The sequence below is a fragment of the Sphingobacterium sp. UBA3549 genome (assembly GCF_002376635.1).
Taxonomy (GTDB): domain Bacteria; phylum Bacteroidota; class Bacteroidia; order Sphingobacteriales; family Sphingobacteriaceae; genus Sphingobacterium.
Window position 1 is genome coordinate 20903 of record NZ_DFOE01000028.1, and the last position, 25710, is coordinate 46612.

22 protein-coding genes are annotated in these 25710 nt (G+C 38.9%); 14 read left to right on the top strand and 8 right to left on the bottom strand.

The annotated features are described in order from the left end of the window. Positions 1–190 precede the first annotated feature (190 nt). The 3 genes from B2W36_RS13645 to B2W36_RS13655 all read right to left on the bottom strand — a co-directional run bounded on the left by B2W36_RS13645 (position 191) and on the right by B2W36_RS13655 (position 3496). Complete coding sequence (locus tag B2W36_RS13645) at positions 191–1270, bottom strand: SMP-30/gluconolactonase/LRE family protein (RefSeq protein WP_293888203.1); 1080 nt, start codon at positions 1268–1270, stop codon at positions 191–193. A 332-nt stretch (positions 1271–1602) separates the two neighbouring features. Beyond that, a complete protein-coding gene (locus B2W36_RS13650; RefSeq protein WP_293881168.1) occupies positions 1603–2253 on the bottom strand; it encodes an alpha/beta hydrolase in 651 nt (216 codons plus the stop codon). A gap of 178 nt (positions 2254–2431) precedes the next feature. Next, a complete protein-coding gene (locus B2W36_RS13655) occupies positions 2432–3496 on the bottom strand; it encodes an NADH:flavin oxidoreductase (protein WP_293888205.1) in 1065 nt (354 codons plus the stop codon). Positions 3497–3607: 111 nt separating this feature from the next. On the opposite strand from B2W36_RS13655, the gene B2W36_RS13660 reads away from it, so the two are divergent. Next, the gene (locus B2W36_RS13660; RefSeq protein ID WP_293881164.1) at positions 3608–3955 is read left to right on the top strand and encodes a winged helix-turn-helix transcriptional regulator; all 348 of its coding nucleotides are present in this window, start codon (positions 3608–3610) and stop codon (positions 3953–3955) included. Between the two features lie 497 nt (positions 3956–4452). On the opposite strand, the gene B2W36_RS13665 is transcribed toward B2W36_RS13660, so the two are convergent. Continuing rightward, a complete protein-coding gene (locus B2W36_RS13665) occupies positions 4453–4986 on the bottom strand; it encodes an NADPH-dependent FMN reductase (RefSeq protein ID WP_209575891.1) in 534 nt (177 codons plus the stop codon). 240 nt (positions 4987–5226) lie between these two features. Next, positions 5227–5760: a GNAT family N-acetyltransferase gene (locus tag B2W36_RS13670; protein ID WP_209575890.1), complete on the bottom strand. Its 534-nt coding sequence runs from the start codon at positions 5758–5760 to the stop codon at positions 5227–5229. Between the two features lie 327 nt (positions 5761–6087). On the opposite strand from B2W36_RS13670, the gene B2W36_RS13675 reads away from it, so the two are divergent. Next, positions 6088–6786 carry an RNA ligase family protein gene (locus B2W36_RS13675; RefSeq protein WP_293881160.1) on the top strand — a complete coding sequence of 233 codons (699 nt, stop codon included), beginning with the start codon at positions 6088–6090 and terminating at the stop codon, positions 6784–6786. Next, the gene (locus B2W36_RS13680; RefSeq protein ID WP_293888207.1) at positions 6786–7895 is read left to right on the top strand and encodes an AAA family ATPase; all 1110 of its coding nucleotides are present in this window, start codon (positions 6786–6788) and stop codon (positions 7893–7895) included. Before B2W36_RS13675 ends, B2W36_RS13680 begins: the two co-directional genes overlap by 1 nt. Positions 7896–7956: 61 nt before the next feature. Here B2W36_RS13680 and B2W36_RS13685 read toward each other — a convergent pair whose 3' ends face one another. Continuing rightward, positions 7957–8451 carry a hypothetical protein gene (locus B2W36_RS13685; RefSeq protein ID WP_293881156.1) on the bottom strand — a complete coding sequence of 165 codons (495 nt, stop codon included), beginning with the start codon at positions 8449–8451 and terminating at the stop codon, positions 7957–7959. A gap of 287 nt (positions 8452–8738) precedes the next feature. On the opposite strand from B2W36_RS13685, the gene B2W36_RS13690 reads away from it, so the two are divergent. Then, positions 8739–9314: a Crp/Fnr family transcriptional regulator gene (locus B2W36_RS13690; RefSeq protein WP_293888209.1), complete on the top strand. Its 576-nt coding sequence runs from the start codon at positions 8739–8741 to the stop codon at positions 9312–9314. Positions 9315–9345: 31 nt separating this feature from the next. Here the strand turns inward: B2W36_RS13690 and B2W36_RS13695 are convergent, their stop codons facing one another. Then, on the bottom strand, positions 9346–9831 hold the full coding sequence (locus tag B2W36_RS13695; RefSeq protein ID WP_293881152.1) for a hypothetical protein: 486 nt from the start codon (positions 9829–9831) through the stop codon (positions 9346–9348). Between the two features lie 672 nt (positions 9832–10503). On the opposite strand from B2W36_RS13695, the gene B2W36_RS13700 reads away from it, so the two are divergent. From B2W36_RS13700 to B2W36_RS13710, 3 genes are all read left to right on the top strand, one after another. Beyond that, entirely contained in the window at positions 10504–11895 is a 1392-nt protein-coding gene (locus B2W36_RS13700; RefSeq protein ID WP_293881150.1) for a 3-keto-disaccharide hydrolase, read from the top strand. A gap of 11 nt (positions 11896–11906) precedes the next feature. Beyond that, a complete protein-coding gene (locus B2W36_RS13705; protein WP_293881148.1) occupies positions 11907–13322 on the top strand; it encodes a Gfo/Idh/MocA family protein in 1416 nt (471 codons plus the stop codon). A 448-nt stretch (positions 13323–13770) separates the two neighbouring features. Next, positions 13771–14268: a DinB family protein gene (locus tag B2W36_RS13710; RefSeq protein WP_293881146.1), complete on the top strand. Its 498-nt coding sequence runs from the start codon at positions 13771–13773 to the stop codon at positions 14266–14268. Positions 14269–14297: 29 nt separating this feature from the next. Here the strand turns inward: B2W36_RS13710 and B2W36_RS13715 are convergent, their stop codons facing one another. Then, complete coding sequence (locus tag B2W36_RS13715) at positions 14298–14666, bottom strand: winged helix-turn-helix transcriptional regulator (RefSeq protein ID WP_293888210.1); 369 nt, start codon at positions 14664–14666, stop codon at positions 14298–14300. Between the two features lie 468 nt (positions 14667–15134). Between B2W36_RS13715 and B2W36_RS13720 the strand changes: the two genes are divergently transcribed. The 7 genes from B2W36_RS13720 (at position 15135) to B2W36_RS13750 (ending at position 25694) form a co-directional block, all read left to right on the top strand. Beyond that, complete coding sequence (locus tag B2W36_RS13720; RefSeq protein WP_293881142.1) at positions 15135–15815, top strand: response regulator transcription factor; 681 nt, start codon at positions 15135–15137, stop codon at positions 15813–15815. Positions 15816–15817: 2 nt separating this feature from the next. After that, positions 15818–17164: a sensor histidine kinase gene (locus B2W36_RS13725; RefSeq protein WP_293888211.1), complete on the top strand. Its 1347-nt coding sequence runs from the start codon at positions 15818–15820 to the stop codon at positions 17162–17164. Positions 17165–17254: 90 nt separating this feature from the next. Next, the gene (locus tag B2W36_RS13730; RefSeq protein WP_293881138.1) at positions 17255–18526 is read left to right on the top strand and encodes a TolC family protein; all 1272 of its coding nucleotides are present in this window, start codon (positions 17255–17257) and stop codon (positions 18524–18526) included. Next, positions 18526–19632, top strand: a complete 1107-nt coding sequence (locus tag B2W36_RS13735; protein WP_293888212.1) for an efflux RND transporter periplasmic adaptor subunit — start codon at positions 18526–18528, stop codon at positions 19630–19632. Before B2W36_RS13730 ends, B2W36_RS13735 begins: the two co-directional genes overlap by 1 nt. A 1-nt stretch (position 19633) precedes the next feature. After that, a complete protein-coding gene (locus tag B2W36_RS13740) occupies positions 19634–22729 on the top strand; it encodes an efflux RND transporter permease subunit (RefSeq protein WP_293881134.1) in 3096 nt (1031 codons plus the stop codon). Between the two features lie 439 nt (positions 22730–23168). Next, entirely contained in the window at positions 23169–24068 is a 900-nt protein-coding gene (locus tag B2W36_RS13745) for a dihydrodipicolinate synthase family protein (RefSeq protein WP_293881132.1), read from the top strand. Positions 24069–24236: 168 nt separating this feature from the next. Then, positions 24237–25694, top strand: a complete 1458-nt coding sequence (locus B2W36_RS13750) for an aldehyde dehydrogenase (NADP(+)) (protein WP_293888214.1) — start codon at positions 24237–24239, stop codon at positions 25692–25694. Positions 25695–25710 lie beyond the last annotated feature (16 nt).

A 25710-nucleotide genomic window follows, 5' to 3' on the forward strand; every position in this document is an offset into this window, starting at 1 on the left:
GGGACTTAGATTTTGCCTATTCTCGCGTTTTGATGATCAATAATGTTGGGGCGTGATGCGTTCAACTTCATGGGGGGAAGAGTTCGTATGAATATGGATAGTTGCAACGCATGCACCGTTATATTTAACGGTGCATGGTATATCACTTCTGTAAACAGCAGTATCCTATAATGTGTTGTATTTAATCGTTTTATTTGTTGTTAGACTCACTATTTGAGTTAGGTAGTTTTACTTTAAAGATATAATAAGGCAATTCAACCTTGTCGATTCCCTTGTTCCATTGTGGATCCTTAAAAAGTTGTGGGCAAGAGAAATAAAGATATCCATCTTCGCCGATCCCCATAGAATCAGGCCATAATATGCGTGGGTCTTGAACTAGGGTATGCAGTTTTCCATTAGGACTTAAATATTTTATACTATAATCGATGGATGAAGTTAGGTAAATATTTCCGTTTATATCTGACAGTAATCCATGTGTGATACCTACTTCTCCTTTGTCTTCAACTTTCGCCTCCAAATCTTGTTTCGTTAACGTAGAATCGGCCAAAAATTCTGTCGCGATACAGTATAAATGAGTTTGATTGATCGGCTTGAAGTATAAATATCTAAAGTCGTGACTTAAGGCGATGCCATTCACATTGGAAGAAAAAGGTTTTTCGTTCAGATTACGCATATCATTACCTTCGTATCTTAAAATCACTTCGGGATCAGCGAGCGTAAAATGGCTTCCAGCTAAAGCCTTCCTGCTATTTCCAGTTTTGAGGTCCAAAACAATAATGGCCGCCTGACCGGGGTCGGAGAGGTAAGCTAAATTTTTCTCCCTATCAATGCGCATATCATTTAGACCCGATTTGGTTTTATCAAGGTCGTCGAAACTATAAATACGTTCAATTTGATCTTTCTTTGTGTCGATTTTCAATAATTTGAACTGTCCTTCGGTTGGTTTTTCATCATTACCAAAAATTGATCCAGCAGATGATGGCTTAGAATCTAATACCCAGAGATTGTCATCGGCATCGACAAAGATATCCTGTACATTAACAAAGTGGGAATTCTCAATTCCTTTTTTATTCCATTCAGCATCAGGATAAGGGGTCGGTTTTCCATTGATGATTTCGGTCAGTGCATACTTGAAATGTTTAGTTTGTTTCGGGAAAGAAACAAATAGCCGGTTGCTGGATGTAACGCTTACACCAATGGGACGGTATGGTCCCAAATCCACTGCAATCTCTAGTTGTGGTTGTTTTGAATTATTAAGTTGAGCCTTCATGTTTAGAAAAAAGATGTGAAATAATAGAAAACTAAAAAGAAGCCTTTTTCGCATGTTCTTGTGTTAAGTTAAACAGTTTTATTCCCTCAGCGTTACAAAACGGTATGTTATAAACTTCATAGCCGGCAGATGCATTAATAAAATAACTGTCTTTCTGCAATTATTGTTTTAATAAAAAGAAGCTTTAAACAGTTTTATAGTTGTATGGTCTTAATTTTAATAATTTTTCTTTATAGCTATCCTTATAGCGAATAAATGGTTCCGATTTGGAATCCCTTGGATTTTATATACCAAAAATCTCAGGTAAGGTGATTTTAGTAAATGCCCAGCAATTAGATCAGTATTTCTCTTAAAAGCTTTTCAACTTCGCCAGCGTGTGTGACCGTCATAAAATGACCAGCGCCTTTAATCACAAAACTGGGCTTTAGACTTTTGATCGGGATAATACGGTCTTTGTCTCCATGTATATGGACTAAATTACTTGGAATAAATCTGTTTTTCCATCGGAGAATCTCATGTATTGCCCAGGCCATAAAGAGTGGATCCGTATCGAATAAAATCTGCTTTAATAGCAGAGAATCTTCTTTACTTCGGATACAAAAAAAATAGTCCGACAGAAAATTGTGCCATTTTAGGAAGCTATTGGGTACCAACCGATTGATGTGCAGCCAGCTTGCTAATCTGTAACTCAATGGGAACTCATGACTTCCTTTAGCCGAAGCAAGGAGAATAACTTTTTTGACAGCGATGATTTTGGCAATTTCAATCGCCAACATTCCACCAAAAGAAAGCCCGATAAGAATGGGCTGTTTTACCGTGATTTTTGCAGATAACCTTTTTGCATAAGTGGCCAGAGGCTCTTCGGCTATTGGTGTAATCCAATCCAGATATTCGATGTCAAGCGAACCAAAGTTTATTTTGTTAAATACCCTCTTGTCTACACCTAATCCACTAATGATATATATTTTGGTATCTGTTATCATTTTTTAGTATTGGTTACATGCATTGAATGAAGTTTCTAGATACATTTAAGGAGCCAAGTTGCTGAAACTGTCGCGATAAATGAATAGGGGCAAAGTAATGATTAAAAATCAATTTTTCACCCCTATCATTTATAATGTAATAACGCAATTTTTGTGAAGTGGTTATTAGAGATTCCTGTTAAGACAGGCTAGCTAAACTTTTAGCTTCAAAAGTAGAAAGTTCATTGTATTTTTCGGCTTGAACTTTCTTTACCCAATTTGGATCTTGCAGGAGAGCCCTTCCCACGGCGACAAGGTCAAAGTCGCCACGTTCATACCGACGGACCAATTCGTCCAGCGAAGCAGGAGAAGATTTGAATTCGGAGTTTGTAAATACTTCGCCAAAGTCCTTATCAAGGCCTACAGATCCAACCGTGATCGTGGGTTGTCCTGAGATCTTTTTAAGCCAGCCGGCGAAATTTAAATCACTATCTTCAAACTCCGCTTCCCAATAGCGGCGTTGACTTCCATGAAAAATGTCAACACCAGCATCCGTTAATGGTGAAATCCAATCTTCCATCGCAGCAGGCGTCGGTGCGATTTTGGCAGTATAGTCCTGTTGTTTCCATTGCGATAATCTCAGGATAATCACAAATTCCGACCCTACGGCTTTTCGCATCGCTTTAACGACTTCAACTGCAAATTTAGACCGCTCCTTAATGGTTTTGCCGCCAAATTCGTCAGTTCGATGGTTCGTTCCCTCCCAAAAAAACTGATCAATCAAATAACCATGGGCGGCATGAATTTCAAAAGCATCAAAACCGAGCTCTTTTGCAGACTTGGCGGCGTCCGCGTATGCTTGTATTGTTGATTCAATATCAGCCAATGTCATTGTATCCGGACCCTCAAATGCTGAAGGTGGCGTCCACTGCATTGGGGTATAACCGACATGCCATAGTTGAGGCGCTATTTTGCCACCTTTGTTATGTACAGCTTCGACGATGTTCTTCCAGCCAGTAAGTGCTTGTTCACCATAAAAGTTGGGAATGTCCTTTAAATTCTTTGAAGAAGGTCTTTCGATTACTGTACCTTCCGTTAAGATTAGTCCAACATCACCAGCAGCACGTCGCTCATAATAACCAGCTACGGCACTATCGGGAATTCCGTCCAACGAAAATGCTCTCGTCATTGGTGCCATGACAAAGCGGTTTTTCAATTTTAAATTTTTATATTCAAATGGATTAAAAAGTGTTTGTATGCTCATTTTTCTTGTTTTAAATTATAAATCTTTACAAAGATATTCTAAATAGTGTATATTTGTAACTATTATTAGTATAAACTAGTTACCTTTGTGTAACTATTCTCAAAATATCAAATGAAAAGGACTGAATTTAAAAGTTGTTCCTGTGCAATGCAGCGCTCGATGGCAATTTTAGGCACAAGGTGGAAGCCTGTCATTATTTATACACTGCGGGACCGCAAAGCCCGATTTGGTCAGCTCGATGCACTTATAGAAAATATTTCACGCAAGGTTTTGACCAGCTCATTAAAAGAATTGGAGGAGGATGGTGTTATTCTTAGAGAAGAATATAAGGAACTGCCACCACGTGTCGAGTATTCTTTGACCGAAAAAGGTAAAGCCTTAATCCCCATTATGTGCCAGTTGGCACAATGGAACGAAATCTTTTATAAGGAGGATCAGGTACCAGAATTGATCGCGTAAAAAGTAAATCTCATATTACCGTTTCTGTACCGATTTTGTGTTAATCCTTGCCTGATGGATAGCATAGCATTGCCCCTATGTGACGGTGTATTCTTTCCTGGTGTCTTGATATTTGATCTTTCTTTGGGATTGCTGGCGTATTGGTTCGCTATTACTTTGCTATTCGTCTGCTGTTTCTCTGCTATTTGTCTGCTGTTTCTCTGCTATTTGTTTGCTGTTTCTCTGCTATTTGTCTGCTGTTTCTCTGCTATTTGTTTGCTGTTTCTCTGCTACTTGTTTGCTGTTTCTCTGCTATTTGTTTGCTATTCCTTTGGTAAAAAGACAACAAAATGGTAATAAAATAGTAAGTAGAAAGTCAATAATCAGCAAAGAAAGGCCAAGCCAGTATGCAACTTGGCCTATAGAGCATCTTTATAAAGCTTTACCCAGCAAATTCAATGCATTGAAGGAATGAATTGCAAAGCTTAGAAAAGTAACAGTGGATTACGAAAGTACGATTAGGCAGAAATCTGCTTTTTAAATCCAGCAATTCTTTCCTTTAGCGTATCACTGTGTTCTGGACTGATTACGCCATTATTCTGATCAAAATTTTCGTAAAATTTGGGAAGCGAAAATGTTTCTTTAATGATTGCTCCAAACTGCGGAAAGAACTTTTGGGCTTCCGCCATGACATTCCCACCGCCATATCCCCCTGGCGAGGTAGTCATAAGAAGCATGGGTTTATCTTGGAAAACTTTCACATTGATCCTAGATGCCCAGTCGAACACATTTTTAAATGCAACGCTATAGGAACGGTTATTCTCAGCAAGCGAGCAAATAATAACATCACAAGCAGCTATATTGTCTAGGAAAAGCTGTGCTTCCCGCGGAAACCCATCTTTTTCGAGATCGACGGAAAAAACTGGCATGTCATAGTCATTCAGATCGATCAAATTAATCTCGTGTTCATCAAAACTTTTAAGTACAAATTTGACCAGCTGTTTGTTGATCGAAGTGGAAGAATTACTCCCAGCGAATGCGAATATTTTCATATTTTATTCTTTATAATTCTCAGTTCTTTAAATGTAGCCATTTCCTAAATATAGTATATGTTTAAGTTTAGCATACTGCTTTTGGTAAGTTAATCAGCAAATTTTCCATATTATACCGAATATAGTCATGGAATACCTTGAAATTAATACAGAAAGAATAAGGGTACTGCCACATAAAATATGAGTATAGTAAATGTATAATCAGAGCTAAACTTGATTTTTTATTCACGAATACCTCTTTTATTTTTCCGTATTGAAAATAGAGTATAATGGAATATCATAATATTTTCCATCTTTTTTTAGATGCTGTTTCAATAGTGCTTCTTTTTCCATGCCTATTTTTTCCATGACCTTTCCCGAAGCTGGGTTATGTGGAAAGTAGGTCGCAAAAATCTTGTTAAAATGCAGTTCTCTAAATCCAAAGTCAATGATGGCTTTTGCTGCTTCAGTAACATAACCTTTGTTCCAATAAGGAATAGCAATCCAGTATCCCAGCTCAGCCTTATCCGAGCCTTCATCGTGTAATCCGATCGCCCCAATCAGTTTTTTATCTTTATTTCGAATAGCAAAAGTAAAACCTTTACGATTGATATATGCTTCTTCTGCTAATTTAAGCCAATATTCAGCATCTTCTTTTCGGTATGGGTAAGGAATATTTGATGTAAAGTCCGAATATACTTTATCTTTAAGATAGTCAACAATCTGTGGAATATCAGAAGTAGTAATTGCATTGAGAATAAGTCGTTCTGTTTCTAGTTGTGGGAAATCTTTCATTTCGATAAGTCCTCAATTCGGTTTAAACGATATTTCGAGTTATTTAGTTGTTGGCAAATGTAATGATTTTATTAATTTCAAACTAATAACATTACGCTTTGGTGTCCATATCCGCTTTCATTTTCTAGGATCGATAGCATTGATTATGTTTTTAAAATAAATTTTATAATTTTGCAGCTGTAGATCATTCATGTTATCAATTTTTAAAACGTAAAGCCATGTAATGCATTGTCGATATTTAGGAGGAAAAGTAATCAACGGATTTATCTGATTTGATTACCCTATTCCTACGTCTTCAATTTTTTAGTATGGACTTAAATTTTAAAAATGAATTCAACAAAATATGGTCGTACCTACCATTTCCCTTTTTCTCCGGGGACAAGCAGCGACGATCGTTTTAATCAGCATTATTGGACGGATATACAATCCTTCCATCAACTGTTATATACAGAAAAGTTAGATGGTGAAAACAACTGTCTTTCACAAAGGGGGGTATTTGCACGGTCTCATGCGGCCCCGACTACCTCGCCATGGACGGCCCAGCTAAGGGAACATTGGGCCAGATTAAAAAATGATCTGGATGATTTGGAGTTTTTTGGTGAAAATCTTTATGCTATACATTCAATCGAATATCGGAAACTAGAGCACTATTACTATGTTTTCGCTGCTCGAATTAAAGATCAATGGCTTTCGTGGGAAGAAGTTACTTTTTACGCTAGTTTATTTGATTTGCCCATGGTACCTGTTTTAAAATTCGAAAATGTAAAGGATATGACAGAACAGCAGCTTCAACGTTCAGTCGAAAACTTGTCCACACAGCCCTCGGTGTTTGGATCTGTTGATGCTAAAACTGGACATATATGTACGATGGAAGGGGTGGTGTGTAGGAATGTCGACGCATATAGTGTTGGCGAATTTCAGCACAACGTTTTTAAATATGTAAGAAAGGGACATGTGCAGACTGATGAACATTGGACAAAGTCATGGCGTAGGACAAAAATGATTTGGGAAAGGAGAGATTATTAATGGAATGGAAAATAGCAGTAGATAAGGACTGGGCGACGTTAGAGAATAAATTCTCTTGGGTAATGGATATGGAAAAGGTACAGCAGGATCCTTGGCATCATGCAGAAGGAAATGTAGCAATTCATACACAAATGGTTCTTCAGCAGCTTGAAGAGCTCCCTGAATACCAAAAGCTGGACGGGCAAAAGCAGGAGTTGATCTGGGCTTCTGCCTTGTTGCATGATGTCGAAAAAAGATCCACCACCATTCTCGGGTCAGATGGACGTATCAGTTCGCCAAATCACGCTAAAAAAGGCGCGAAGACCGCGCGCGAGATTTTGTTTCGTGATGTGGAGACTCCTTTCGCCATAAGGGAGCAAATTGTGTCCTTGGTACGCTACCATGGTTTGCCATTATGGCTTATGGAGAAAGCTGATCCCCTGAAGAGCGCCCTGGAGGCTTCGCTCACTGTAAATATGAGTCAGCTCAAGCTGTTGGCTGAAGCAGATGCCAAAGGTAGATATTGTCTCGATCTGGATGCACTGCTCTATGCGTTGGATATGTTTGAACTGTATAGCAAGGAGATTGGCTGCTGGAATGAGGCTCGTCCCTTTTTAACAGACAATGCTCGATTTACCTATTTTAATGGAAAAGACAGCTACGTCGATTATGTTCCTTTCGATACATTTAAATCTACGGTTATCGTGCTTTCAGGGCTGCCCGGAATGGGTAAAGATTATCATATTCAAAAAATGAATGCAGATATACCCGTTATTAGCCTGGATGATATCAGACGCAAATATCGCATTGATCCCACTGATAAAAGGAGAAATGGATGGGTCATACAAGAAGCGAAAGAACAGGCAAAAAAATATTTGCGCTGTGGACAGGATTTTATCTGGAATGCCACGAATATAACTTCCCAGATGCGTCAGCAGCTGATCGATCTTTTTGTTGGCTACCAAGCCTATGTTAAATTACTGTATGTCGAAAAGCCCTATCAGGTATGGCGCACACAGAATAGAGATCGAGAATATCCATTACCTGACGCAGTGTTAGATAAAATGCTCCGTAGTTTGGACGTTCCTCAGTTGACAGAAGCTCATGAAGTTCAGTATATCACAACATAAATAGCATCTTAACAAAGGGTATTTTGAAATTATCCTTTGTTAAGATATGAACGATTCCTATTTACTGTGTCAATTTTTGATTTAATAGTGGAATAAGCTCCTCTTCCCTGATATTGATCACATCCATGTCGATCCATAGACGAGCTGGCTTTGTGGAAAGGTTACGGTCGATAAAGCTTAAGAGATGTATGAGACGGTTTGTTTTTTGTTTTCGTAGCAATGAAGAGTCTTTTAATTTTATAAATATAGAAGACGTTCGGTATAAACCGGTAACAAAGCAATCGATGTCCGTCCACGGAATTGGCTGGGGCTTTAATGCGCTGTTGTTTACGAGCATGTCCTGATCTATCGTGAGTGCTGCTATCCCTTTTTGATAGCGACTCATTTGCTGTATTCTGAGGTAAAATACGCTTGCTGCTGCTAGCGCCCACACCGTCGACGCCAGTTTTACAATAAGATCTTTATGTAACCAAGCATAAAGCGCAACGACTGTCGCGAAAAAACAAAGCACCATGCTTATGATAATTTTACCTTTGTTAAAATGAATTTTGATCATTAATTTTTCTTTTTATAAACATATAAACTCTGTTAAAAATAGGCGAAGATTATCTGCTGCAAAACGGCTCTTTCTGTTTATTGCTCATTTTAGACTTGCTTTTCATAAAGATAAGCAGTAAAAACGGTCTAATCTATTCGCATTTATTATTCGCAGCTGTTGAATGATTATCCGTAATATATCAATTTATTTTGTGAGTCCTTTTAAATTGAATGTTATTGAAATAGATTTGAACATTTTTTTTAGTAAAATGAATAGTAGTTTTGATTGTACAATAAATTGTCAAAATGTTAGAAAATCTCAAAGGACATTTAAAGAAATTTATCGATGTAGATCCGATCCAATTAGAGGAAATACTGGGATATTTGAGAACAAAAACGGTCGCAAGAAAAGAAAATATACTGGAAGAGGGACAGGTTTGTAAATATCATTTTTTTGTATTGAACGGTATGCTTCGAAAATTCTTTGTTAATGAAAAAAGTGTCGAACAAACGACGGAATTTGCGATACAAAACTGGTGGATCACAGACAATATGGCTTTTGAACAGCGGGCAGTCACTACATTTTACATTCAAGCAGTAGAAAAATCAGAATTGGCATATATCAGTCAGGAAGATCAGGAAAAATTGGTGGCGGCATTTCCTACAATGGAGCGTTATTTCCGCTTTGTTTACCAAAGGGCGTATGCCGCGGCGCAGATGCGGATTAAATATCTATTCTCTTTATCCAAAGAGCAGTTCTATTTGGATATGCTTCAAAAGTACCCTCATTTTGTACAACGTGTTCCGCAATATCTGATTGCATCATTTCTTGGGTTTACGCCTGAATATTTAAGTGAAATCCGAAAGAGAATAATCCGCTGAATGCGCCGTTAAAATTAGCTACAACTAAAGACTAGTAACATTGGTCAGAATCAGCAACACGGAAGGGATTAATTCGAAATTGAAGGTTGTGCTCTTTTGCATAGTCATAGACTAATTTTTCGAATTTTTCCATAGCACTTTCTTCCGAAGCAGCAAAACAGTGCAGGTTTAGTTCAAGCGGTTTTTCTGAGGTTGCTGGATCTATGCGTAGTTGTTCAACTTCAGAGAGAACAACCGCAAAAGAAGTTTTACAAATCTCTACCTCTAGCTGCGAAGCTACTAATTGAGATGAAATGCTATAATACGAATTTTTATTTTGGATTTCTTCTTGAAAAGGATCTAAATATGTCGTAATAATAGATCGATAACCATATTTAGCATTACCAAAAAACTGATCAATATATTCCTGCGCTTTTTCATATGTTGAGAAGACACCTTCGAGATTGGTGAACAAATCTGGATCTTCCCTTACTTCTTTTGAAACTACTGTATATACCTTAATGAGGTTGGTTGTCATATTTCGTATGCTACTTTTTGTACATTAAGTAAGTTTTTCTGCAAAAAAACTAATTTAGAATTTTATCCATGATCGATTATAAGATAAAATCATCGTTTTAAAATAAAAAATTTCCTCTACTAATTTGTAGCCTGTTTTAGATCAGGTGCTTGTGCTTTAAAGTTGTATATAATTTTCGTATTATCCAAATATTTTGCCAATTGTTTTCGTTTACACATCTTAAAGATCATCATATCACCAAATACGCCTTTCAGCATACGAAATCGATATCGGATGCAGCTTGCTGATTAGCTTCACTTTTGCATGTTGACACAAGAGGAACACGCCAATGTTTAGGTAAACTTGTCATCGGCTCTTCAAAAGGGCAGTCTAAAAGCACTATTTAAGAAGCTTTTTTACACTCGATCTTTTAACCTAAAAATATAGCCTAAACAATTTTACTTTTGAATGGAACATGCTTTCTTTGGTGCAGATTCAAACGTTTTCGTAAATAAATCATACCATTTGATTCATTTCACTTATATTAATTAATATATTGTTTTGCCAATTCAATTCAATTGAAATGAATAGCCCATACCTAAATTAGGATGTATGTGGCTTAAACTTGTTATGATTTACAAACCAATGATGAATAAATAAACCGGGTCTATAGACTCTAGATTAAATTATAAAATGAGAAGAAATACACTATTTAAATCTGTTTTAGTGGCAGCTATGGTCAGCAATGTTGTATTGACCCATGCCCAGACAGATAAGAGTAATGAAAAAGGTTGGACAAACCTTTTTGATGGAAAGACGCTAAATGGATGGAAGACTGTTGGAGGAAAAGCCCCCTATTCTATTGAGGGAGATGCTATTGTCGGCCGAATGACAAAAGGCACCCCCAATTCTTTTTTAATTACTGAAAAGGAATACGGTGATTTCATATTGGAGCTGGATATTAAACTCGAAGGAAATGAAACTAATTCAGGTATCCAAACTAGGAGCCATCTCGATCCAAAAGCCAATGATGGACGAGGGCGTGTATATGGAAGACAAGTAGAGATTGATCCATCCGAGCGCGCGTGGACGGGTGGAATATATGATGAAGCACGTCGTGGATGGATTTATCCTTTGGATTTAAATGAAAATGCCAAAAGAGCATATAAAGCAGAAGAATTTAATCATATCCGAATTGAGGCCATCGGCGATGAGTTGCGTACTTGGGTCAATGATATTCCAGTGTCTTACGTTGTTGATACTATTGATAGAATAGGGTTTATCGGACTACAGGTGCATAGTATTCCGGCGCAATTGGATGGAAAGAAAGTTTATTTTAAGAATGTAAAAATAAAGACAACTGATCTTAAACCGAAAGGTTTTCCTAAAGATGTATATATCGTCAATCTCAAGCCCAATGAAGTGGCCGATGCTGAAAAGAAAAAGGGTGTTAAACTCTTATTTGACGGTAAAACCAATAAAGGCTGGCGAAGCATACATAGCGATAAATTTCCAGAACGGGGGTGGGAAGTCAAGGACGGACAAATGACTGTACTAAAATCTGACGGCGGAGAATCAACTAATGGTGGAGATATTGTCACAAAAGATAAATATGCTGTGTTTGATCTTTCATTTGAATTTAAGCTTAGTCCAGGTGCAAATAGTGGTGTTAAATATTTTGTCACCTTGAAAGAAAAATCAAAAGGATCGGCTATTGGTTTAGAATACCAAGTGCTTGATGATGCTTTGCACCCTGATGCAAAGTTGGGTAGGGACGGAAACCGTACGTTGGCATCCCTATATGACCTCATCACATCCAACCGTGATGAGCGTGCACGCAGACCGATCGGTGAATGGAATAGGGGTAGAGTTGTTGTTACAGCAGATAATAAAGTTGAACATTATTTGAATGGCATTAAAATGCTGTCTTATGAACGGGGCTCCAAAGCGTTTAAAGATTTGGTTCAAATCAGCAAGTATAAAGACTGGGAGAACTTTGGCGAAGCTAAGGAAGGCTTTATTCTTTTGCAGGACCATGGTGATCGGGTCTCCTTTCGCAGTATAAAAATCAATACACCCAATTAAGACTACTCTTTATGAATCATTATTTATCGCGCAGAAGCTTTGTTAAACAGTCCGTTATTGCTGCAGGAGCTGTTATGTTGTCCAACAGTGTCTTAGGAAAGGTCAATCTGGCCAAACCCAATGAACGTGTTAATCTAGCCTGCGTAGGATTAGGCAATAGGGCAGCGGAAATCATTAAAGAACTCTATAAGACTGGACTCTGTAATATCGTAGCCTTATGTGATGTGGATCTTGGCGCTAAACATACACAGGAGATATTGGGTATGTTTCCCGACGCACCTCAATTTAAGGATTTTAGGGTGATGTTTGACAAAATGGGAAATCAGATCGATGCTGTGAGCATAGGAACCCCTGATTTCTCTCATTTTGCAATAACGATGCTTGCATTGGATTTGGGCAAACATGTTTATGTGGAAAAACCAATGGCAAGAACATTTCTTGAGGTTGAACTTATGACAGAAAAAGCTCGGAAAAATCCGAAACTTGCTACCCAAATGGGAAACCAAGGGCATTCTGAAGCAAATTATTTTCAGTTTAAAGCTTGGAAAGATGCGGGTATTATTAAAGATGTTACACGCATAGATGCGCACATGAATATGCCGCGCAGATGGCATGGCTGGGACGTGAATATGAAGGGCTTTCCTGCCGCGGAGATGATACCCGAAACGCTAGACTGGGATCTTTGGCAGATGCAGACTATTGGTCACAATTATAATAAAGATTTTGTCAATGGACAATGGCGTTGTTGGTACGATTTCGGAATGGGCGCTTTGGGCGATTGGGGGGCTCATATATTGGATACAGCACATGAATTTTTAGATTTGGGACTCCCAACCGAAGTCTCAGCGGTAAAGCTAGAGGGGTATAATTCGTATTTTTTTCCGATGTCTTCCACCTTAAAATTTCATTTTCCAAAAAGAAAAAAAATGCCTGCAGTAGATATTAATTGGTATGACGGCTTGGATAATTTGCCACCTATACCCGAAGGCTATGGGGTATCCGGACTGGATCCTAATATTCCTCCACCAAGTACAGGAAAATTAGAGCCCGCTAAATTAAATCCCGGAAAAATTATCTATAGCAAGGATTTGATATTTAAAGGTGGCTCCCACGCCAGTACGCTGCAGATTATTCCAGAAGCGAAGGGGAAAGAAATGGCGGCTCGTTTACCGGAAGTGCCAATATCACCATCCAACCACTTTGCTAATTTCTTAAAGGGGTGTAAAGGTGAAGAGAAGACGCGGTCGGCTTTTGAAATTGCAGGTCCTTTGAGCCAAGTGTTTTGTTTAGGTGTCATTGCCCAGCGATTAAACAGTAAATTGGTACTGAATACTCAGACAAAAGAAATTGTCAATGATAAATTTGCCAATGCTCTTCTAGCCGGACCTCCACCGGCTAGAGGCTGGGAACAGTATTATAAGATGTAAAGAATCGAAGACTAAACATAGAAATGAAGGGCAATGTAAAACGTTGCCCTTTTACGTTAATAAAAGCGCTGTTCTTATCCTTATGATTCGCCTGCCATCAATACATATTAATGAGTGGAAGATAGTAATAAATACGAAATCTAGATGTAGAGAGAAAAATTAGGTCTATTTTGATGAACCGATACTTTACTTCAGCCCCAAAAAAAAGGTTTTCAAACGGGGAGAATGAAAACCTTAAATAACCAATTATAAACCTAAATTATGATGGTACAAATGTAAGTGTATTTTCTACACTATGCAAATTTATTTTAAAATAATTTGATGTTCTTTATACAAATTAAAAGAAGTCATTATTTTTACGTTATCAAAGCTTGTTTTTACTTACAAATTTTCACGAGGTGGACATGGCAGTACATTAATAGTTGAAAATAACATATTAGATATTTATATGGAAAATTTAGAAGTGTGGATGCGCGGACCCATTGCTGGAATTCCCGATCTGCTGCAGCCTGTTGCACATACACTTTCGCAAGTCGCAGAGGATGTATCCACCTATACTGATCAGCTGTCTGCACAACAGCTCTGGACAAAGCCCTGTGGGAATGCCAGCATAGGTTTTCACCTACAGCATATCAGTGGGGTAATCGACCGAATGTTTACTTACGCTGAAAGCAAGCCCCTTTCGGATGAGCAATTGAATTATCTCCACAGAGAAGGTATAGAAGATGTCGATGCAAGTCTTGCATCTCTTATCGAAAACTTACATCAACAGATCAACAGATCTTTGCAAAAGTTAGCTTTAATCGATCCGAATATATTGACCGAGCAACGTTTTTTGGGAAGAAAACGCATCCCCACCACATTGATTGGCCTGTTGTTTCATGCTGCAGAACATGCGCAGCGTCACGTGGGCCAATTGCTGGTAACGGCACGTTGCCTCCAATAAAAATGAAACTACGTGAAGTTAGATAAAGCCTATTTATTAAATTCTGGAGCTTGTTTTAATTTTTCCCCCCATTTCCCCAGTTCCTCGATGATCGGTCTGAGCGGATAACCAAGCTTGGTCAGTTCATACATAACGCGTGCAGGTACCTCCGCATATACGTGACGCTTTACAACTCTATGCTCTTCCAGTTTCCGCAGCTGTAGGGTCAGCATGCGTTCGGTAATACTGGGTAAACATTTTCTGATCTCCGTATAGCGCAAACTTCCATTGATGAGATAGCAACATATTGCTAAAGCCCACTGACCGCCAATCACATTGGCCGCAAATACTTCAGGACAGTCATTTTCAAGTCTCTTTTTATTCGAAAAATTAGTAGAACACGCTTTAATTCTAGTCATACGCACATTTTTTATAGTACCTAACATTGGGTTGCCTATAAACCAAAATAGTAATTATGTTGCTATTTTTAAATCACAATCATGTCGTTTATTAAAACTGCTGTATGGGAGCAATATTAATTTATAAGTAATCTGGCAGGCTATTCAACAGCCATCGGTGACAAGAAACTCAACCTGAGGCGCAATCTTTTCTATATCCGGTAGTCCGCCCAATGCTGCTCTGTGCTAGGCAATTGATGCGGCGTTAATTATTTGGTTAAGGATAATCAATTTAGGTGATGCGAAGTATTTTATATCAGAATCGATTAATGTTGATTGGATGTATCCCTAAAAATCAGTGGACAGGATTGAAGAAGTGGGGGCGCCTATGGATTATCGGACGATTAAATTGTAAATTTGTATACTTGTAAGATTCTAAGAGGAATTCATGATTTTTATAATCCCACATAAAAATAAACAGCGTATACTATGCAGATACTTTTAGTAGAAGACGATCGCCGCATTAGCAGCTTCGTCGTTAAAGGCTTAGAAGAAATGGGAAACCAGGTGATCCTCGTTGAATCTGCGGAAGCGGCACGCGAATGGATCAATGTAGATTCATTGGATATTATTGTACTTGATATTATGTTGCCTGGTATAGATGGCATACAGTTTACAAAGACAATCAGGTATCGAAAAAATCATATTCCGATATTGATTTTAAGTGCTTTAGGAGAGATTGAAGATAAAGTCGAGGCCTTAGAAAGTGGGGCTGACGATTATCTTGTCAAGCCCTTTTCTTTTAAGGAATTGGTAAGCCGTATTAAAGCGCTAGTACGCAGGGACAACTATAAAAATGTACAAAATGATAGTAGTATAGAGATTCGCGATTTAAAGGTCGATCTTGAACGCTACGAAGTCTTCAAGAATGGTAAAAATGTCGATCTATCTCCTAAAGAATTCAAGCTATTGAAGTATCTGATCGAAAATCGCAATAAAACTCTTTCGCGAACAGCAATATTACAAGCTGTTTGGGGCATTGATTTTGATAATAATACCAATGTAGTCGATGTGTATGTTTCTTATCTAAGAGGTAAGGTCGACACTGGTCATGTGGCTTCCATTATCAAAACAGTGAAAGGTGTGGGGTACATGCTTACAACGGACTGATTATGAATTTAAAGATTCGGCTTACACTCTTTTCAACGTTGGTATTCACCATTATTTTCGCACTTGCAACAGTAGTCATTTACTGGATGTTTTACAATTCGTCTGAACGACATCTAATAAGCTCGCTGGAAAAAAATGCAAAGATTGCCGGTATTTATTACCTTGAAGCGGATGAACAGAGTCCATTAAAGCATTTGGAATCTAAAAATCAATATGAAAGTTTGGTCAAACGTGCTATGGTAGCAGTCTACAATGCCGCAGGAAAAGTAAGTTACGGCGGTATGCGTTTCGATAGTCTAATTAATAAGGATTTATTACGCCAGCTGAAAACAGACAAAACAATCTATTTAAAAACAGAAGATAGCTTTTATTTTGGTTTGTATTATCCCGATAATCAAGGCGATTTCTTTGTGTTTGTAAAAGAATCAAGTGCTGACTTTGATCATCAATTGAATCGTTTGCTCATGACACTTGTCCTTGTATTTCTTGTCGCATTGATCAGTATTGCCTTGTTGTCAGTTTGGCTAAGTAAGTATGCCTATCTGCCCATTCGTAAAGTAATCCAGGAAATTCAGCACAAGGATTTAAGTACCATCCAAGAGCCCTTGACAAGTATAAATACCAAGGATGAACTGCAAGATCTTATTGAAAGTTATAATGCTCTTCTGCGGCGGATTAGCGAAAACATGATTATTAGAAAGAACTTTGTTAGTTATGTTTCACACGAATTTCGAACGCCTCTGGCAGGTATACTCGGGTCAATGGAGGTTTTCGGCACAAAAGTGAGAAGCGAAGAAGAATATCGTGAATTAGCTGAAACTATTACCGACCATGTGAAATTTCTGAATCAGCTAATTGGTAATTTTCTTTTACTCACAGATGATCAGGCCGTGAAACGTTCCCAAGAACTTTTTAGGATCGATGAGGTGGTTTGGGATCTTGTACCTAAGCTTTCGCGATCGTTTACTGCTCCTCTGAAGATTGATATACAGGTCGATGAACCGCAACATTTTAATTTTTGGGGAAATAAGATGCTTGTCACACTTTCTATCTCTAATTTAATAGAAAATGCACTTAAATATGCAAATAGGCAAGAAGTACTTGTCCGAATGACAAATTCAAATGGTAGATTGTCTTTGCAGATTATAGACCACGGCATTGGCATTCCAGCAGCCGAACTGGAGTCTGTGAAGCAGACTTTTTATCGTGGCTCGAATGTAGGCAACGTCAAGGGCAGTGGTATAGGTCTTTCTTTTGCCCAAATTGTATTTAAGGATCAAGGGGTTGACTTTGAAATCCATTCAACCGATTTGGGTACAACGGTATCGCTACTATTCCCTAAATTCTAACCGTTTTCTAATCTCTTCTAATCAAACTTTAATTTACCCTAAAGTTACCTGTAATCCTCGCCAGTTAGTTTTGTAGAAATTCAAAATTAGGTGAGAAAACTACAGATTACATTATTGCTACTACTTGGCCTGAATAGTAAGCTATTTTCACAGGAAGCCGGCGAAAACCGTTTACAAAAATCAGAGATAGAACAAATTTTCCTGGCCCATAACCTGAACTTAATGGCTCAACGTTTTCATATGCAACAAGCCGAGGCAGCTGTGCTTCAGCAAAAGTTGTGGCCCAATCCAACGATCTCAATCTCTGAGGTCAATCTTTGGAAAAACTCCTCCAGCGAATCGCTTCCAGCGCTGATCGGTAATTACGGTAAATACCAGCAGGTGTCGGTCGAATTGGAACAGACTATCGAAATGGCTGGTAAACGAAAGAAAAGGGTTCATCTGCAACTGCTGGAAAAAGAGAATGCGCAGCTTCAATTCCAAGAATTGCTGCGGAACCTGAAATATGATCTTCGGAGTCAGTGTCTCGAATTACAGATCTTGCAGGAAAAAGAAAAGTTATACGGTAATCAGGTCAATATCTTTCAGACATTGGCTCAATCCTATCAAAATCAATGGAGAGAAGGCAATGTAAGTGAGATGGACTACCTTAGGATTCAAAGCGAATCTATCGCGTTTGGGAACAAATTAAATGAAATCCAACAGGAGAAAATTGAAAAAATGAATGCGGTTGCGCGCTATCTCGGGAACGAAGGAGCCGCACTCACGATATCAGATACGATCGACATGCCACATTTCCTGCAGGGAAGAAAACAGGAGTGGAAAATGATGGCCCTCAACAATCGCAGCGACTATAAAATCGTCCGAAACGAATTGAAAAAAAGTGATGCTCAGCTGAAAATAGAAAAGGCAGAACGTATACCGGACTTGAAGGTATCAATCAATTATGACCGCGGTGGAAATATTATGCGTGATTTCGTAGGGCTGGGGGTGACCATGGATCTTCCTTTATTTAATCGAAATCAGGGCAATATCAAAATCGCTAAACTGGAACTTGAGAAAAATAAAGTGGAGATCGAGCAATTTCGTATCGACATCGAACGCGAAATTGATTTCCTTTCGGCGCGCTTGACCAATCTCGAAGTGAGTTTGAAAACGATGAATACAGGCTTTGATCATAATCTTGATGTAGCGCTGGAGCGCTATGTCCGAAATTTTCAAGAGCGGAGATTGACCATTGTTGAATTTATAGACTTTATCAATAATTATATGGAAAATAAGGAATCGATATTGGAACGTAGGGTCAAATACCTACAGTATAGAGAAGAATTGATGTATTTAATCGGAAAGGATATTGTCTAATGAAAAGAAACTTATTAATGCCATTGACCTTGATGTCCATCTGTGTAATTTGGGGATGTCAATCGACGAAAAACGAAGAGCAGGCTAACCTGTCAACCAAAGGTTTCTGCCTTAGTGCTGATTTCAAAAACCAAATCAAAATTGATGCTATAAAGAAGAGGGCGGTATCTGAACAGATTGCTTTGAATGGTGTGATCCAATATGATCAGGATGAACTTGCAGCGCTGAAGAGTCCGATACCCGGTATCGTGCAGTCTGTCTCGTTCAAAATGGGTGACTACGTGGAGAAAGGACAGATTCTTGTGTCGCTTAAAGGCACATCAGTCAATGATTTGGGAAAGGAGCTACGTGAGCTCGAAAATAGTAAGCGCTTGACGGAGCGTAAATTGGAAAGTCTGCACAGCTTGCTGAAAGATGGTATGGCTTCTCAACGCGAGCTGGAAGAGATGGACAGTGAACTGAAAGCCATACAGATCGGAATTCGCAATGTAAAGGCCAATATGAATCTGCTCAATGGATCATTAGAAAACGGTATGTTTTATATCCGTGCACCTAAAGCTGGTTATATTGTGGATAAAAAGGTGAGCCCCGGTATGACAGTTGGCGATGATACGGAGTTACTGTCGGTTAGTAAACTGAATGAAGTATGGGTTTCGGTCAATATTTATGCAAATAACCTGCCTTTTGTAAAAAATGGTGCTCCCGTCAAGATCACAACATTAGCTTATAAAGGAGAATCTTTTGAAGGTTATATTGATCAAGTAGCGAATTTTTTTGATCCCGATGAACGTGTTGTTAAAGCGCGTATAAAATTGTTAAACAAAGACTTGAGATTAAAGCCCGGCATGAGTGTAGATGTGTTGGTAGAAAAAGCCGTGTCTGGACAGGAAGAGCACATGTTGGCAATACCCAAAGATGCAATTATTCTTCACAACAATCAGAATTTTGTAGTTCTCTATAAGAATGATTGTGATTTAGCTGTAAAGCCAGTAGACATTGTTGCTGAGAATGAAACCTATGCTTTCGTCAAAACAGGAATGGCTGAGGGGGATCAGGTGATGACTGAAAATGAGCTGATTGTATTTGATGAATTGATAAATAAATAGGATGAAGAAAGTTGTACAAAATATTGTTTCATTCTCATTGAAACACTCCTTGGTCGTCCTTTTTTTTACGATGGCATTGTTATTCGGCGGTATATATGCCTATTTGCATACACCGATTGAAGCCTTTCCCGATGTTACCAATACAAGGGTTAGGATTATCACGCAATGGCCGGGACGCAGTGCTGAGGAAATAGAAAAGTTCGTCACACTGCCAGTCACCAAAGAAATGAATACGATTCCAAAGAAAACGGATGTTCGCTCGATATCATTATTTGGTTTATCTGTTGTAACGATTCAATTTGAAGATGGTGTAGCAGACTTTTACGCACAGCAATATGCAGGTAATAAAATGCGCTCTATTGAATTACCAGAAGGTGCTGAAAGTTCCATTGAACCACCCTCTGGCGCAACAGGAGAAATTTTTCGCTATGTGGTGAAGAGTAATCTTCCGATTAAAGAGGTTTCTGCCATTCAGGATTGGGTGATTGAACGGGAACTCGTTGGTGTGCCTGGGGTGGCAGACGTCGTTAGTTTTGGGGGCGAGGAAAAGATTTACGAAATAAAAATCAATCCAACAGAATTGGCCAATTATAACCTTTCGCCGTTGGATGTATATGAGGCCGTTTCGCGGTCGAATATCAACGTGGGCGGAGATGTTATCCAAAAGGGTAATCAGGCCTATGTGGTACGAGGTGTAGGGTTGTTGGATAAAATCGATGATATAGGCAATATATTGATCAAAGTGGTGGGCAATACACCGATACTCGTCAAGCATGTCGCCGAAGTAGAATTAGGGGCCAAGCCTCGGCTCGGGCAGGTAGGTCTCAATCAAGAAGATGATCTTGTCCAGGGAATTGTCATTATGCTTAGGGGAGAAAATCCATCTGCAGTCGTGACAAAGTTAAAAGAAAAAATAGCTGAACTGAATGAACGTATTTTACCCGAAAATGTCAAGATTGAACCCGTCATAGATCGTACGAAATTGGTGAACAATACAGTGCATACAGTCTCTAAAAATCTGATAGAGGGAGTTCTGCTCGTTTCGATTATCGTCTTTATCTTTTTAAACAACTGGAAGACAACCTTTATTGTCGCATCTGTTATTCCATTAGCTTTCCTATTCGCAATCATCTTATTGAAGATTCAAGGATTGCCGGCCAATTTGATCTCTATGGGAGCCCTAGACTTTGGACTGTTACTCGAAGGTACGCTGGTCATTGTAGAAACTGTTTTTGTCTCTTTGGAAAAGGAGGCACATCGGCTTGGGACAGCCCGTTTTAATAAGATATCCAAGTTAGGAATTATCAAAAAAAGTGCAGGTTCAGTAGCCGGATATATCTTTTTTGCCCTGTTGATTTTAATCGTCGCGTTGACTCCGATCTTCTCTTTTCAAAAGGTGGAAGGAAAGATGTTCTCACCATTGGCTTTTACACTCGGTTATGCTTTGCTGGGTTCATTGATCCTGAGTTTGACCTATGTGCCCGCCATGTGTAAATACTTGCTGAAAAAAAATATCAAAGAGGATGAAAATAAGATCACTAAAGTTAGTCGGAATGCCATTTTTAAAGGTTTTAAGAAGGCTTTTGATCATCCAAAATGGACGTTATCTATTTTTGTCTGTGTGTTGTTAGTTTGTATTGTTCGATTTAGTCACTATGGTTCAGAGTTTCTTCCTAAACTGAATGAGGGGGCAATTTATGTTCGTGCAACTCTACCCAACAGTGTCAATCTGGAAGAATCGGTTAAGTTGACCAAAACGATGAAGACAAAATTGATGAAGCAGTTTGATGAGATCGATTTTATTATGACGCAGACAGGTCGTCCCAATGATGGAACAGACCCAACAGGTTTTTTTAATATAGAATTCAATATTGAATTGAAACCTCAGGGTGAATGGAAACGTAAACTGTCAAAAGAGAAATTGATCGGTCAGATGCGGGACAGCCTACAGACATTTCCTGGAATCAACTTTGGTTTTAGCCAGCCCATCCAAGATAATGTAGAGGAGTATGTAGCAGGAGTAAAAAGTCCACTAGTGATCAAAATTTTTGGTGAAAACTTACAAGATTTAGAAAATAAAGCTAATAGATTTGCAGAGTCACTTAAAAAGGTGGATGGCATCACAGATGTCAATGTTTTTAAAAATATAGGCCTTCCTGAATTGCGTATCCAATTGCATGATTCAAAGATGGCTAAATATGGTGTTTCAACCAAAGATGTACAGTCCGTTATCGAAATGACTATTGGTGGGCAATCTGTTACGCATTTCTACGAAAATGAGCGGATTTTTGATGTTCGCCTGCGCTTCCAAAAATCATATCGTGATAATCCAGAAAAGATCGGAAATATCATCATACCGACGATGAATGATCAGAAAGTGCCACTACGCGAGATCGCAACAATAGATTATCATACCGGTCCGGCTTTTATTTATAGAGAAGGTAATTCCCGGTATATTGGCGTTGGTTTTAACATTGAAGGACGGGATTTGGGAAGCACTATTGCCGACGCAAAAAAACAGATAGATCAGGATATTCAGTTGCCTAAATCCTATAAAGTGGTATGGGCTGGCGAATTTGAAAGCAAAGAACGGGCAACCAAACAGTTGATGAACGTCGTTCCTATTTCTTTGATTTTAATATTATTACTACTTTATGCCAATTTCGGCAATGTAAAAGATACACTGATTTCTTCGCTGACCCTCGCCTTTGCATTTATTGGCGGATTTATCTCCTTGTGGGTCACCGGAACAACTTTTGGAATTTCGGCAGGTATTGGATTTATTATTCTTTTTGGTGTAGCCACGATTGACGGTATTGTTTTAATTGGGGTTATGAAAGAAAATCTGGTACATAAGATGAGTTTGAAACCTGCTATCTATGAAGCTGTAAAGAGCCGCATAAGGCCCATTTTAATGATCGCTTTAATGGGTGCAATGGGATTATTACCAGCCGCGCTTTCCAATGGAATGGGATCCGAAATTCAAAAGCCGCTAGCTATCATGATTGTGGGTGGATTGATTATGTGTATGATACTGTCCTTTTCAATATTACCCATAGTTTTTTATTATGCATATAGAAAGGAAAGCAACATTTAGTTAACCATTTTTAAGTATTTATAATACGATGCAAAGGTTGCCTGTTTGACAGTGCAGCCTTTGTTGGTTGTAGTCCCTATCGGTGTAATTTCTATTTAAGGAATACTCAAAACGTCAGATAATGACATTTTAAAAGCCGACGCGCCCCCTATGTATTGGAACGTATTTTTTTATAGCCCATTTTTTGTAAATATTATTATAAATGTTGAACTTACATTTACGTTGTTAAAACCGAACTTCATCTTAAAAAATAAATAATACATCGCGTACTGAAAAAAGTTCCAAGTCTGCATTTAAAGTTAAAAAGCCATTCTTCAGGTTTGTCATGAATGATTTTGCTGGAAAAGGTCAATATTAGGTCAGTGTTGATTAATTCATAAGAAGACTGTGTATCTTATTTCAGATAGATTTGTGATAAAGAAATAATAAAATATACGCTATGGCACAATTTAAATGGGAAGGAATTTACCCTGCAATGTTATCTCCATTTGATGAAAATGGAAATTTGGATTTTGATATGTTTGGTAAAAACATTGAAGCACAATTGGATGGAGGTGTTCACGGTCTAATTATCGCTGGATCGTTGGGAGAGGCAAGTGTTTTAAGTACGGAAGAAAAATATGATTTATTGACATATGCGTTGAAACTTGTCGATGGGCGCGTCCCGGTGTTGCTTAATATTGCAGAAAATACGACGGCTGCTGCAATTAAAGTTGCTCAGACCAGTGAAGAATTGGGGGCAGATGGTTTGATGTTATTGCCACCGATGCGCTATAGAGCTGATGACCGAGAAGCTGTGACATATTTTCGTACTGTAGCACAAAGTACCAAACTGCCAATCTTAATCTATAATAATCCCGTTGACTATAGTACCTACGTATCTCTCGACATGTTTGAGGAACTATTATTAGAACCAAATATTCAGGCAGTGAAGGAATCGACACGCGATTTAACCAATATTACGCGTTTAAAAAATCGTTTCGGTGATCGCTTGAAGATTATGGCTGGCGTTGATACGTTGGGACTTGAGTCTTTGATGTTGGGAGCTGATGGCTTAGTGGCTGGATTGGTAGACGCGTTTCCTAAAGAAACGGTTGCTATGTACGATTTAGTGAAGGCGGGTGAGTACAACAAAGCCGTAGAAATATACCGTTGGTTTATGCCTTTATTAGAATTGGATATTCACCCTAAATTGGTCCAATATATTAAATTAGCTGCAACAGCCGAAGGAATTTCAACACCCTATACACGCGCCCCTCGATTACCATTGATTGGTGAGGAAGAACAACGGGTGAAAAAAATTATTGCAGATTCAATAGCAACCAGACCACAACTATAGGGACGTTTCTGAACTTTCTGAAAGAAGGTTCAGAAAATTTCCTTTTTAGGGTCTGTTAATAATAGGCGGAAAGAACCTTCTTATTTATATTCAAGCCACAAGGGATGAAAATATAGGGAAGGTTTTTATTGATTTTTGAAGATACTACTTACAATAAAAACAAAAGGAATGGATAGAACGCAAAATGACATTGATTACGTCGTAAAACAGGCAGATGCTGGATTTCAGTTTCTTCAGAAAACTGATGTCACTGAAAGAGCGGAATTAATGTATGCTATTGCCGCTGAAATTGAGGGACTGGGCGAAATATTGATTGAAACAGCTCATCTGGAAACGGCACTTCCTTTGGGAAGACTGCAAGGGGAAAAGGCGAGAACCGTCAATCAGTGGCGTCGGTATGCCGATGCCGTCCGCACAGGTTTATACAGTGAAGCGCGGATAGATCGGGATCCAAATGGCCAATTTGATTTAAGGAAATATAACAAAGGACTCGGTCCAGTTGTCGTCTTTGGCGCTAGTAATTTCCCTTTCGCCTTTTCGACTGCTGGCGGAGATACAGCAAGTGCCATTGGTGCAGGCTGTTCGGTTATCGTAAAGGCTCACCCTGCTCATCGCAAAACCTCTCAACTAATGGCCGACGCTATCGATCGGGCGATTTCAATGTATGGTGCTCCAAAAGGTGTTTTTAGTCATGTGGTGTCGGATTCTTTCGACGCCGGACAGCAATTGGTGCGCCATAGCTGTGTGAAGGCGGTCGCATTTACAGGCTCATTTCATGGCGGGAAAGCCTTGTTTGATCTCGGACAGTCAAGGCCCGATCCTATTCCGGTATTTGCTGAAATGGGAAGCGTAAATCCGGTCTTTCTTTTACCTGATTACCTTACTAACAATCTTGAAGCTTTTGCAAAGCAGTATATTTCCTCACTACTTTTAGGTGTTGGTCAATTTTGTACCAATCCAGGTGTTTTGGTCAGTGTCGGAAGCGAACAGCTGGATCGACTTAAAGCGGAGCTGAAGAAAGAACTTCAAGCTGCCAATACTGGCAAAATGCTGCACGCAGGCATATTGGATACCTACAACCGTTTAAAAGAGGAAATGGTTCAATACGATGGTGTTCGTATATTAGAAGAAGGACAGGATAATGCAGCGCAAGATTTTGCTCAGGCACTACTTGTGGAAACCGAGGCAAGCCAAGTTTTAGCTAATCCTAAGTTATTGGAAGAGGTTTTTGGACCTTTTGGACTAATTATATCTTGTGCGGATCTCAACGAAATGAAACAGGTAATGGAGCAGCTCGAAGGGCAGATAACCATCACTTTCGCAGCTTCGGCGCATGATATTCGCGACTGTCAGAATCTTTTTGCCTTGGCACAGGATAGATGCGGAAGGCTTTTGTTTCAGGGTATGCCAACAGGCGTAGAAGTTCAATATGCCATGCAGCATGGTGGCCCTTTTCCGGCAACCACAGATGCGCGTTTTACTTCTGTGGGACCCGATGCGGTAAAGCGTTTTCTGCGACCTTTGAGCTTTCAAAATTGGCCAAACGAATTTTTACCCAAAGAATTGCAGGATGGAAATCCATTACAAATTGATCGTTTGGTCAATCAACAATGGACTAAAGCATAATTTAAACAAATGACCA

Bases quoted from the DNA above. Each gene is read 5' to 3' on its own strand.
- B2W36_RS13645 (WP_293888203.1), bottom strand. From the start codon at position 1,270: ATGAAGGCTCAACTTAATAATTCAAAACAACCACAACTAGAGATTGCA.
- B2W36_RS13650 (WP_293881168.1), bottom strand. From the start codon at position 2,253: ATGATAACAGATACCAAAATATATATCATTAGTGGATTAGGTGTAGAC.
- B2W36_RS13655 (WP_293888205.1), bottom strand. From the start codon at position 3,496: ATGAGCATACAAACACTTTTTAATCCATTTGAATATAAAAATTTAAAA.
- B2W36_RS13660 (WP_293881164.1), top strand. From the start codon at position 3,608: ATGAAAAGGACTGAATTTAAAAGTTGTTCCTGTGCAATGCAGCGCTCG.
- B2W36_RS13665 (WP_209575891.1), bottom strand. From the start codon at position 4,986: ATGAAAATATTCGCATTCGCTGGGAGTAATTCTTCCACTTCGATCAAC.
- B2W36_RS13670 (WP_209575890.1), bottom strand. From the start codon at position 5,760: ATGAAAGATTTCCCACAACTAGAAACAGAACGACTTATTCTCAATGCA.
- B2W36_RS13675 (WP_293881160.1), top strand. From the start codon at position 6,088: ATGAATTCAACAAAATATGGTCGTACCTACCATTTCCCTTTTTCTCCG.
- B2W36_RS13680 (WP_293888207.1), top strand. From the start codon at position 6,786: ATGGAATGGAAAATAGCAGTAGATAAGGACTGGGCGACGTTAGAGAAT.
- B2W36_RS13685 (WP_293881156.1), bottom strand. From the start codon at position 8,451: ATGATCAAAATTCATTTTAACAAAGGTAAAATTATCATAAGCATGGTG.
- B2W36_RS13690 (WP_293888209.1), top strand. From the start codon at position 8,739: ATGTTAGAAAATCTCAAAGGACATTTAAAGAAATTTATCGATGTAGAT.
- B2W36_RS13695 (WP_293881152.1), bottom strand. From the start codon at position 9,831: ATGACAACCAACCTCATTAAGGTATATACAGTAGTTTCAAAAGAAGTA.
- B2W36_RS13700 (WP_293881150.1), top strand. From the start codon at position 10,504: ATGAGAAGAAATACACTATTTAAATCTGTTTTAGTGGCAGCTATGGTC.
- B2W36_RS13705 (WP_293881148.1), top strand. From the start codon at position 11,907: ATGAATCATTATTTATCGCGCAGAAGCTTTGTTAAACAGTCCGTTATT.
- B2W36_RS13710 (WP_293881146.1), top strand. From the start codon at position 13,771: ATGGAAAATTTAGAAGTGTGGATGCGCGGACCCATTGCTGGAATTCCC.
- B2W36_RS13715 (WP_293888210.1), bottom strand. From the start codon at position 14,666: ATGACTAGAATTAAAGCGTGTTCTACTAATTTTTCGAATAAAAAGAGA.
- B2W36_RS13720 (WP_293881142.1), top strand. From the start codon at position 15,135: ATGCAGATACTTTTAGTAGAAGACGATCGCCGCATTAGCAGCTTCGTC.
- B2W36_RS13725 (WP_293888211.1), top strand. From the start codon at position 15,818: ATGAATTTAAAGATTCGGCTTACACTCTTTTCAACGTTGGTATTCACC.
- B2W36_RS13735 (WP_293888212.1), top strand. From the start codon at position 18,526: ATGAAAAGAAACTTATTAATGCCATTGACCTTGATGTCCATCTGTGTA.
- B2W36_RS13740 (WP_293881134.1), top strand. From the start codon at position 19,634: ATGAAGAAAGTTGTACAAAATATTGTTTCATTCTCATTGAAACACTCC.
- B2W36_RS13745 (WP_293881132.1), top strand. From the start codon at position 23,169: ATGGCACAATTTAAATGGGAAGGAATTTACCCTGCAATGTTATCTCCA.
- B2W36_RS13750 (WP_293888214.1), top strand. From the start codon at position 24,237: ATGGATAGAACGCAAAATGACATTGATTACGTCGTAAAACAGGCAGAT.